We start from the raw sequence: 10,812 nt of genomic DNA, 5'->3' as shown, positions 1-10,812 counted from the left end.
TGCGGTCGTGCGGTGGCGGCCCGGAGGGGGCAAGCACCGGGCGGCTTCAGCTACAGGACGCCGTTGGGCTCCCATTTGAAACCCGCAAGCTGTGGGTCGAGCGGGGTCTCGGCTATGTGATTCACGTAATTGCTCAGCGTCTTCTGGGTGACGCCGAGCACGACCTCGAGCACGTTGGCCCGACTGAAACCCGCCGCTCGGAACGCGTCGACGTCCTCTTTCGTAGCGAAACCACGTTTTTCGACCACGGCACGGGTGAATAGCTGCAGGGCAGCCAGTCGGGCGTCTTGCACGGGCTCGGCGGCGCGCAGCGACGCAAGGGCGGCAGCGTCCGCACCTGCAGCCTGCGCTCCCCAGGAATGCGCTGCCACGCAGTAGTCGCAGCGGTTGTGCACGGCCGTCGTGACCAGCACGACCTGCTGTTCGAGCGGAGACAGCGAGCTCGAGGCGAAGCGCTCGGCCAGCATCAGGTAGGCGTCGAGCACGCTCGGCGCTTCGGCCATAATGCCGAGCAAGTTGGGAACGAATCCAAACTGCTCCTTGGCCTTCGACAGGCCCTGCCTCGCCCCTGGGGTTGCTTCTTCTACTGCGTGTATCGTGAAGTCCGTCATGTTTCGCTCCGAATCCGTGCTCTTGATTGCACGACTGGATGGACGGTCGCAGAGCCAAGCTGTTACAGCCGCGCCGCGCTCATGTGACCCGACGGGCTTCGAGCGGTCCGTGGTGTATTCATGCCCATGCCCTTGCCCTTGCCCGGAAACCATCGCCGGCAGCGACCGAAGCGAACGATGAGAGCTCGGGCGGGGGCACGGACGGGAGCATGGGCAAGGTGCTGATCAGGACGACGTGGCGCTAGCCGGATGACTGTCCCTGCCTGCCGCGCGCCGGCTCGGAAGGCGCAAGCGCTCGAGCGCAGCAGTGCGGGCCCAGGCTTCCTTGCGATCGGTTTGCTCGAACAGGCGGACTTGACCCGCCTCGCGAACACCCACGGGTGTTCCGTCACGGTAGAGGATGCGGTTGGCTGCGAGGGCGGGCACGCGCGCGCCGGCTGGTACGATGCCCACCAGGTTGAGGGGATCGGCCGCGCTGATAGCGATCAGGGTCGGATTCGGCGGCTCGCGTCGCAGCCGGCGCAACAGGGTAACGGCTTCGGGCAGCGCGTATTGCTCCCCGCTTGCGGAGCCCACGAAACGGCCCCCGCGGATCTCTCCGCGAGCCTCCAACCGGCGCAGTGCCCGAACGAGCTCGCGCCAGGGCGGCATCGCTTCGCGAACGAGCAGCGCCCGGAATACGACGCCGTAGCGGCGCAGCAGCAGGCGCGCGCAGGCTTCGGCGCGGGCTTCGTCGGCTTCGTGCGAGTCCACTGCCTCAGGACCCGGCTGGGTGGCAAGCAGGCTCCAGCGCCCGGCGGCCTGCATGTCGAAAGCGGTGGCGTGTGCTCGCCGTCGCGCCGTGCGCACCGAATCGCGCTTGTGCCCGGGGACCAGCAGCGCCCTCAGCCCCGCGAAGCTATCGGAGGTCACCCGGCCCATCGATACCAGCTCGGCCAGCGCATCCTCGGCCTGCGTGCGCAGCAAGCCGCTGGCCGTGACGAGCTCGCTGAAGAACAGGGCGCCGCGATCCTGCAGGCAGCTCAAGAGCGTCCGAGCCTGGCTAGACAGGCCCCCGGCGCCGTTCGCGTCCCCCTGGTGCAGCCACCAAGCTAGCCGCTCGCGCGCTAAGAAGGCGATCGGTGTGCTTCGCACCGGTCGAGGCCGGCCCGCTAAAGCGGCCTTGTCCTCGCCGTCGGCTCGTTCGAAGCGAAGCCGATTGGGAAGACGGGCCCAAACGAAGCGGCCCTGCAAGCTGGCGGCATCGAGCCAGGCCGATTCGTAGGCCGCGATACGTGCCGGCAGCACCTCGGCCTCCCAGCAAGCTGCGGCCAGGGAGTAGCCCTCGAGCTGCTCGAGCACGGCCTGCAGGCCTTCCGGGCCACGTACTTGCTCCTCTGCGCGGGCGTGTTGCCAGGCAAACAGGAAGCGCATGAAGGCTGCGCCCGAAACCGGCTCGATCTCCTGGCGCAGCTGCTTGAGGGTGTAGCGATGAATACGGGCGAGCAGGCGGCGCTCGCACCACTCCAAGCTGGCGGGGTCAAGAGGGCGCGCCAGCGCAGGTTTTCGGAAGCGGCCCCTCAGGGCGTAGCCTTGAGCTTCCAACCGCACGAGCGCAGCCTCGATCCCGGTGCGTTCGAGGCCAAGCTGCGCCGACAGCTCCTGCGCCGTGACAGGCCCGCTCACCTCGAGCCGGCAGCGCACAAGCTCGACCAAGGCGTCCTGCTTGGACCAGGAGCGGCCGTCCGCGAGCCAGACGCTCGGGTCGGCGGCCCGGGCTTCGGGCAGCAGCACCTGCAACATGGCTCTGCGCTCGGCAGCGACCCAGATCGGCTCGCGCCCTTCACGCCGCAGCATGGTGGCACGTTTCGCGCGGGACAGTTGCTCGAGCCATGCTGGGTAGCCCTCGACCTCGCTTGCATTCAGCAGACCCGTCAGGACGAGTGCATCGTGCAGCTCGTCGGCGGACTCGAGGCGCGGCCAAGCTTCTTCCTTTACGCGTGCGATGGCCTGCGGGTCCAGGGCGCCGAGCTCGCTTGCGTGCTTGACATCGAGCGCGCGCCTGCCGATCACGGCCTGCGTTCTCCGCTCCTCCAGGGGCGCGTCATCCAGAAACGCATACGGCCGTGCGGTCAAGACCTCCTGAGCCAACGGCGAGGGCTCGCTTAGCTCGCGCACGCTAAAGCTCGTCGTAGCGTCTCGAATGCCTTGCACAACGGCTTCCAGGCCCTCGATGTCCATGGCCTCGGTCAAGCAGTCCAGGATCGTCTGCTGAACCAGCGCATGCTCCGGGATCTCCCGGTCTCCCTGCACGTTCTCCAAACAGGCCACCTGATCTGGAAAGCAAGCAGCCAGCAGGTCGCCGGCGAGCATGCGCTGCAAATAGGGTGGGGTCTTGCGGCCGCCTCGCCGCCGCGGCACGGCCAGCGCGCGTGTGGCGTTCCAGCGCCAGCGGGTCTCGAACATGGGTGCGTCGAGCAACGCCTGTACGAGCACGCCGCGCACCGTGCGGGCGTTTAGGAACCCCTTGATATCGAGCAGGGGAAAACTGTGCATCGGACCCAGCGAAAGCACGATCGCGTCGTCCGTTGCCGCCGCCTGCAGCTCCACGTTGAACGAACGGCAGAAGCGCTTGCGCAGGGCCAGTCCCCAGGCTCGATTGAGACGGCTGCCCATGGGCGCATGCACCACCAGCTGCATGCCGCCGGACTCGTCGAAGAAACGCTCGACAACCACGTGGGCTTGCGTAGGCAGCGTACCCAGCGCAGCGTGCGCACTGCTCAGGTACTCGGCGAGCTGCTGGGCAGCATCTGGAGCGAGACGGTAGCGGTCGCACAGCCAATCTTGCAGCCGGCGCGACTGCTCGTCGTCGGACCCGTCGCGTTGCAGCTCGGCGGCGCAGCGCGCTCGCAGCTCGGACACCGCCTGCGAAAGCTCCGAGCTGCGTCCCGGCGCCTCGCCGAGCCAAAACGGTATCGTAGGCGGCTGGCCTTCGGCGCTGTGCACCCGAACTTGGCCTTTTTCGACCTTGAGGATGCGCCAGGACGCGTTGCCGAGCTGGAAGATGTCGCCCTGCATGCTTTCGATGACGAAGTCCTCGTTGAGCGTGCCGATGAGCGTTCCCTGCGGCTCGAGCACGACTTGATAGTCGGTCGTGTCGGGAATCGCGCCGCCACAGGTGATCGCTGTCAGGCGCGCGTTGCGGCGCGCGCGCAGCACGCGGTTGACCTTGTCGTGATGCAGGTAGGCTGCACGCCGGCCACGCGTGGTGTCGAAGCCGTCGACCAGCATCGCTACCACGGCCAAGAAGTGCTCCCGCGACGTGTCTCGATAGGGATAGCTGCTTCGCACCAGCGCGAACAGCTCGTCTTCCGACCAGGCTCTGCTGGCCCTCGCGTCGTTGCTGTTTTCATCGTGGCCGGCAACGGTTGCAACGAGCTGCTGCGCCAAGATATCCGTCGGTCCGGGCGGAATGCACACGCGATCCAGATCACCCTGCCGGACCGACGCGAGGAGCGCAGCGCACTCCGCAAGCTCGTCGCGACTCAGCGGGAAGAGGCGCCCCTTGGGCAGGGCGCCCAGGGTGTGCCCGGACCGCCCTACCCGCTGCAGCAGGGTCGCGATGGAGCGCGTCGAGCCGATCTGGCACACGAGGTCCACGCTGCCGACGTCGATGCCCAGCTCGAGCGATGCCGTGGCTACCAGAGCCGAAAGCTCGCCGGCCTTCAGCCTGCGTTCCGCGCCCAGACGCTGCTCGCGCGATAGACTGCCGTGATGCGCCATCACCCGGTCGTCGCCGAGACGCTCGGCCAAGTGACGCGTCAGCCGTTCGGCCAGCCTGCGTGTGTTGACGAACACCAAGGTCGTACGGTGCTCCTCGATCAACCCAGCCAGCCGGTCGTAGAGCTCCTCCCAAACCTCGCCGGCCATGACCGCTTCGAGCGGGGAGGCCGGCAGCTCGATGCCGAGGTCGAGCTGTCGCGAGTGGCCCAGATCGACGACGTTGCAGGCCCGGGGCCCGGAGGGTCCCTGACCCACCAGAAAGCGGGCGACTTCGGCAATGGGCCTCTGCGTGGCCGACAGACCGATACGCGTCACGTCGCGGCCGCACAGCGCCGCCAGTCGTTCCAGCGACAGCGCCAGATGACTGCCCCGCTTGTTGCCGACCAGGGCGTGGATCTCGTCCACGATCACGCTGCGCACCCCCGCCAGCGCCCGCCGGCCGCTGCTGCTCGTGAGCAAGATGTACAGCGACTCGGGCGTGGTAACCAAGATGTGCGGCGGCCGCTTGCTCGAACGCGTCCGTTGGGCCGAGCTGGTGTCGCCCGTACGCACCATGGTGGTGATCTCGACATCGGGCAGCTCGAGCTCGCGCAGCGCCTCGCGGATGCCGGCGAGCGGCAGCTGCAGATTGCGCTCCACATCGTTGCTGAGCGCCTTGAGGGGCGAGACGTACAGCACGTGCGTCTTGACCTCGAGCTCGGCTTCGAGCCCGCGCCGCACCAGCTCGTCGATCGCCGACAAGAAGGCCGCCAACGTCTTGCCCGAGCCCGTCGGCGCCGCGATCAGCGTGTGCTGGCCTGCACGCAGCGAGCTCCAGCCGCGGCGCTGCGCCTCCGTGGGCTCGTCGAAACACGCAGCGAACCAACGCCGGACCGCCGGATGAAAGCTCGCCAATGCCACCCCTACCCGCTACCAGGCCCGAAAGAGGCCCGCAAGCAGACCCGCGTGCAGCCTGGATCACGCTCGTGGCGCCAGGACCCGCTACAAAAAAACCTACAGCCACGAATATCGTGCCGGGCCACGGAAACGTCGCGTGTGCGCAGCGCGGCCCCGCGTGTGCGCCGCCTGCGCCATGGCATCGTCGCGCGCGGTCGCCGTTTGACCAGCCACCACGCAGCGAGCAAGCATGACCGGCCTATCGGCCAGCTACTCTCCAGTTGCCCGCAATCTCACACCGGTCACAGGCTCGATTTCACGCCGGTCTCGGGCTCCGGTCACCACGGGCTCGGTCACGCGGGTTCGGCCCTATCTTTCACTCCTGTCGCGGGCTCGGCTTTGAGAGCTCGAGACTCGGCTCCCCGACGGGACGCTTCCCCCGGCAAGGCCAACAGCACACTCGCTAGCACGCGCCGAGTCCGGGCCGGCCTCAGTCGGATGGCGGTGCGAGGGCCTGGGCGGCAACCTGCGTGAAATACGCCTGCCTTTGCCTCTCTGTCTCGAGCACGGCGAGCGCGCCGTACAAAGGACGAAAAAGCGCGGGGAAGAAAACGGCGCTGAGTGCGGTCGCGACACGATGTGCCGCATCGACCCGACTCAGTCCGGGCACGGCCTCTGCCAAGCGGTCTCGCAGCGCCACGATGATCGGTTCGAGCACGCGAGGGAACTGTCCCCTGTAGTCATCCTGCGTGAACGCGTCGTGCAAGTGGGCCTTGGTGACGCGTGGATAGCGCACACTGCCCTCGAAGTAGTACAGCAACAGCGCCTTCAGCGCGGCCTGAGGATCCGTCGCGAATTCGTGGAGATACCGCTCCGTGTCCGCCCGCATGTGTTCGAGGCTGGTAGCCAGCGCCGCCTGCATCAGCGCGTTCTTGCTCCGGAAGTAGTAGTTGACCGCAGCCAGGTTCATGCCTGCGGCAGCCGCAATCCCACGAACGGTGACCCTGGCCATGCCATGGGCCTCGATCTGCTGAATTGCCGCCAACAAGAGTTTCTTTTCAGGCGCTTGGGCGACGGGGGGGTCCGCGAAGTCGTCCATACACGTGCTTGAAACACATGTTGACAGCCCTGGGGAAGAGCGCTAGGCACAGAACATGTGTTTCAAACGCTCGTTTTCTGGCGAGGCACTTGGCTTGCGCAGACTCGGCCGCTCGGCGGCGCTTGATCCTGGGAACCGCACTGATAGGTGCGGGGGCGCGGGGCGTGCCGAAAACTTCCGGGACCGCGCAGAGGCGGCCGCACTGAGGTGCGGGGGGCGCGGGCTCGTCTTCGGGAGGCAGGGCCGGGAGGAAGCCCTGCTCGTGACCAGGTTTACACCTACGCGCGCTTGCGCGACGCTCGCGCTGCTGCTCGGTGTCAGCGCCGTGCTGCCCAACCGGGCCCAGGCTCAGTTTCCGGACCTCGTGGATCTGAGCGCCCAATACATGCCGCCGGTGGCACTCGAGGATCCCAGACCCACACGCGCCCAAGTCTCCTCCTACGATGGCAGCCTCAACATACCGATCATACTTGGCGACAAGAGCTTTCTCATTCCCGGGGTGGCCTACCATGTAGAGTCCATCTCGTATGCCTCGGCGCCACCCGACTTCGCCCAGCTGCGCGCATTTCACTCGGTCGACATACCGTTTCTGTATGTGCAGCTGCTGCCGGGGGACTGGTCGTTTTCGGTGCGCCTGGCGCCGGGACTTGCGGGGGACTTCGAGGCGGTCGACCGAGACATGGTGCGGCTGAGCGCGCTGCTCCTCTTCACAAAGGGCTTCTCCGAGAGCTTGGTGGTGGGTGGCGGTGCGCTCGCCAGCTACAGCTTCGGCACGCTGCTGCCGTTGCCAGCCGCATACATCGATTGGCAACCCGCGCCCGACTGGCAGCTGGAAGCATTCCTACCGGCGTTCCTTGACCTGACGCGCAGCTTCCACGCACGCTTCGAGCTCGGTGGCCGTGTCGAGATCTGGGGCAACGCCTACGCCGTGAGAGATGCTCGGATACCGCCGGGACGGCGGGGCAACGTGGCCTACTCGATCGCCACCGCCGGCGTCACCGCTGGCGTTCGCCTGTTTGCCGACGTGTGGATGACCTGGTTCGCGGGCCGCAGCATCTTCCGCCGCTTCGACCAGATGAACCATGCAGGCAAGCTGGTCGACGGGGGCCGCCAACGCATGGCTGATGGCTTCTTTGTTCGGGGCGCCCTGACGTGGCGACTGCCCCACGGTTAGGACCGATCGGCCGACCCCGCAAAACGTTCCGACTACCGGGCCGACCTGGCAGCAGTACACTCCGCTCTTTGCCGTTCACTCCAAAAAACACCTACAAGAGTGCTGAGCTCGAGATCAAGGACCCGCCACAGAATAGCCTGTGCAGATCGCAGAGGACCGGGCGTCGCTGGCAAGGCGCGACGACGAGGAATACTGCGGCTATTTCGAGGAGGAGCAACACAGCCAGCGGCGCTTGGGGCCTGCGAGGTGGGCACGCGGCGACCCCAACTCACCGCGCGTGGCTTATCTCGATGCTCTCTGGGAAAAGGAAACCTGCGGCGATCTCGCGCGCCAGGCTCAACCCGGCGCCGGGACTTTCGTCCAACAGCTCGCTGGTAGCAAGGTAGCCTGCGGCCTCGATCAGCGTGGCGTCCAGGGACTGCCAGCTACCGTTGGCGTGAATCTGAGTCCAGGCATGACCAAAACCGTAAAGCTCGCCACGATGCTCCACGATAGCGACGCCCAGGATCACGCGGGCCGGCATCTTCAAACCTCGCGCGAGCGCCGCCAGCAATACGGCATGCTCGCTGCAGTCGCCGCTCGCAGTGCGGGCGGCGAGGGAAGCGGGATCGAAGCCGCCGGAGCGCGCCTGCTTGAAATGGCTGGCAACGAAATCCCGTAGCCCAACCGGTGTTGGCCGCTTGCCTCCGGCCTGCAGGTGTTCGAGCAGTTCGGCCACAGGGGGCTGGTCGAAGTCGACGAAGAAGGTGGCGGCGAGGTGCCGAGGCTGGACCTCCGACACCGGAACCGCAGCGCGGCCGACGCGCACCCAGACGCCCCGAGGTTCGATACCGACCTCCCTATGGAACTTGGCCAGGCGATCACGCAGCGCTGGATCTCTGGAGCCACGCAGCAGCATACGAACAGGAGCGCCAAGATCGACTGTCGGATCCACACGCCGCACGGGCACCGAGCCAAAGCCCAAGAGTCTGGATGGCCGCCAAGGCTCGGCGCCGCTTTGCGCGTCATGCGGCCGCCGATCCTCAGTCGAGGGCGTGATCTTAGGTCGAGGGCCTCCGGCAGGTGCACCAGCCGGCCGCGCGTGCGCGCACGCGCCCAGGAGCAACACCAAGGCTCCGCCACAGAATAACCTGCCCACTTCGCGGGTCCCAAACGCCGCTGGCTGTGTTGCTCCTCCTCGAAATATCCCCAATATTCCTCGTCGTCGCGCCTTGCCAGCGACGCCCGGTCCTCTGCGATCTGCACAGGCTATTCTGTGGCGGGGCCCAAGCCGAGCGCCGCCAGCCACCCGAATCGGCCGGCTAGTGCTAGTACCTCGCCACAGGAATCCTGATCGTTTGGCCCCAGCCCTGGCGCCCGCTGGCGGCGTTAGGACCTCCTCGAATATGCGCTGCGCCGCATCGAAATGAACCGCAGTCTTCGTCGGTCCGCCTTGCCAGCGAGCCCCACTGCAGGCCCCAACCAACCAGGATTCCTGTGGCGAGGCACTAGTACCGCTTGCCAGGGATCGATCGGTGTCACGCGGTTGAAGGACTAGAGCGTCCCGTGAAGCCACCCCCGCTTCACTTCGAGTGTGATGGGACCTAGGGGGAGTTGTGCGCGCTCGAGCATCCCCTGAGCATCGAGCCTGGCCTTCTGGGCGATATCGGCGATCTGCATATGCGTGTTCCATTGCCCTTGTGGCCTTTCGAGACGACGCATGCTCATGGTCACGGTGGCGCTCGGATTCGCATTCGGAACGTACTGGGCAACGCTCAGCTGCTGCCCTTCCTTTAGCACCTTCTTGCGAATCAACGCCTGCACGCGAACAACGTCGAGCAGGGGATCGTCGAGCTCCAACGAAGTCTGGTACGCTTTGCTCTTGAGCGAACCCTTCACGCCATAGCCTGCCTTCGAGGCCTCCAGCGTGAGATCGTAGTCGGTGTTGCCGTTCAGGTTCTTCAGGAAGCGCGCCTCAACGATCTCGCCGTTCCTGTTCGAGCGCTTCCATGAAACGATGTCGACGGCAACCAGGGTCTGCGAAGCGCCCAGCATGAGGGTGCTTTCGAAGCCCCACTCCATGGAGCCTCCGTCGTCCTTCTTGTTAAGGCTGGCCACGGCGAAACCGTTGAAGGGGCCGGTAGAATCGATCAGGAAGACCTCTCGGTAGCGGAGACCGGCCTCTTCACCGCGCAACGAGCTCTCCATGGAAGTCACCAAGCCCTTGGCGATCCGGACGAACGTCGTGCGTAGGCCAGGATGGTCATGAACGCAGCCGACCGAGAAAACGTCACCACCCGCCACGAGGTATTGGATCTGTCCCAGCTTGTCGCCGCCCTTGTCTTGCGCCTGAGTGTAGAGCGCTCGCGCGTACAAGTAGGGGATCGAACCCGCCAGGCCGGATGCCAGCGCCTCGAACTGGTAACCATTCAGCGTTCCAGAGGATTTGCTCGCCTCCAGCGTCATGCTGACGAGGCTGCGGATGGTGTTCGCGGGATCCATGCGTCCGTCCCAAGCGAAGCAGCGCAGAGGTGCCCCGGCCAGCGGTGCAACCAGCATGTACGCTTCGTCGCTGCGCGTTACGGTCGGTTGGGAAGACGCTTCGAGGCGCGCACGGAGCTTTCCGTCCTTGCTTTCAATCGGATGCACGTGCTGCGGCTCGAGCTCCTGCTCGAAGGCCCGCCGCACGTGCGCCGGTAGCTCGCTGCCGGCCCTCGCTCCCGCTGCGCTGCCTTGCTCCATCGCTTCACGGTGTTCGGGCGGCGCAGGCGTGGCGCCACCGCATGCGCCGCACAGAAGCGAAAGCAAGATTGCATGCGCGATCTTGTTGTCCAAGTTGCTATCCTTTCCAGGAGAATCCAACCTCTGCACGATGGTTGACGGGCGTAGCGCTGGGCGGGCGCGACGCGGTCCGGCCGACCGGCTCGTCTCCGTATCCGGAACACTGGATAGAGCGCCACAATGCGCCACGCCTGCCCACTGCGATCCACTCATGACAACCCTCATAGCCGAAACTACCAACCTGCTCAAGTGAAAGGCGAAACCACTCGCGCAACGACTGAAGGAAGACGGCATCTCGGTCAACGTCTGCCACCCTGGCGACGTGCCCTCGGCACTCGCGAGCAGCCTCGGTTTCGGCGGCCAGGAAACCGCGGAGCAGGCTGCACGGACTTCGTTGACTTGGACCAGGTGACGGGGATGGCCGCGATCTCGTTGAGTTTCTCGGTGGCATGATAGTAGTCGACGACTTGGGCAACCTTGTGTCGCTCGATTCCGAGCGCTTCCACAAGCGGCTCAACACGTTCCCAGAT

Annotated in this window: 7 protein-coding genes; 1 reads left to right on the top strand and 6 read right to left on the bottom strand. The window is 66.0% G+C overall.

The features are described from left to right. Positions 1-50 precede the first annotated feature (50 nt). The 3 genes from MJD61_00590 to MJD61_00580 form a co-directional block, all read right to left on the bottom strand. Entirely contained in the window at positions 51-611 is a 561-nt protein-coding gene (locus tag MJD61_00590; protein ID MCG8553777.1) for a carboxymuconolactone decarboxylase family protein, read from the bottom strand. 225 nt (positions 612-836) lie between these two features. Continuing rightward, a complete protein-coding gene (locus tag MJD61_00585) occupies positions 837-5,273 on the bottom strand; it encodes a DEAD/DEAH box helicase (GenBank protein MCG8553776.1) in 4,437 nt (1,478 codons plus the stop codon). 466 nt (positions 5,274-5,739) lie between these two features. Further along, the gene (locus MJD61_00580) at positions 5,740-6,348 is read right to left on the bottom strand and encodes a TetR family transcriptional regulator (protein ID MCG8553775.1); all 609 of its coding nucleotides are present in this window, start codon (positions 6,346-6,348) and stop codon (positions 5,740-5,742) included. A gap of 55 nt (positions 6,349-6,403) precedes the next feature. Here MJD61_00580 and MJD61_00575 point away from each other — a divergent pair, with 55 nt between their 5' ends. Then, positions 6,404-7,522: a DUF6268 family outer membrane beta-barrel protein gene (locus MJD61_00575; GenBank protein MCG8553774.1), complete on the top strand. Its 1,119-nt coding sequence runs from the start codon at positions 6,404-6,406 to the stop codon at positions 7,520-7,522. Between the two features lie 268 nt (positions 7,523-7,790). On the opposite strand, the gene MJD61_00570 is transcribed toward MJD61_00575, so the two are convergent. The 3 genes from MJD61_00570 to MJD61_00560 form a co-directional block, all read right to left on the bottom strand. Next, positions 7,791-8,471, bottom strand: coding sequence for a transglutaminase-like domain-containing protein (locus tag MJD61_00570; GenBank protein MCG8553773.1), 681 nt, complete (start codon positions 8,469-8,471; stop codon positions 7,791-7,793). Between the two features lie 584 nt (positions 8,472-9,055). Continuing rightward, a complete protein-coding gene (locus MJD61_00565) occupies positions 9,056-10,336 on the bottom strand; it encodes a hypothetical protein (protein ID MCG8553772.1) in 1,281 nt (426 codons plus the stop codon). A 245-nt stretch (positions 10,337-10,581) separates the two neighbouring features. Continuing rightward, a partial coding sequence (locus MJD61_00560; GenBank protein ID MCG8553771.1) for a hypothetical protein occupies positions 10,582-10,812 on the bottom strand: 231 nt, incomplete at its 5' end.

It is taken from the genome of Pseudomonadota bacterium (genome assembly GCA_022361155.1).
Lineage (GTDB): Bacteria > Myxococcota_A > Polyangia > Polyangiales > JAKSBK01 > JAKSBK01.
Note: the sequence above shows the minus strand (reverse complement) of the source record. Positions and strands in the feature narration are given on the sequence as shown.

Coding starts and splice junctions, on each gene's coding strand:
- MJD61_00590 (MCG8553777.1), bottom strand. CDS start 611: ATGACGGACTTCACGATACACGCAGTAGAAGAAGCAACCCCAGGGGCG.
- MJD61_00580 (MCG8553775.1), bottom strand. CDS start 6,348: ATGGACGACTTCGCGGACCCCCCCGTCGCCCAAGCGCCTGAAAAGAAA.
- MJD61_00575 (MCG8553774.1), top strand. CDS start 6,404: ATGTGTTTCAAACGCTCGTTTTCTGGCGAGGCACTTGGCTTGCGCAGA.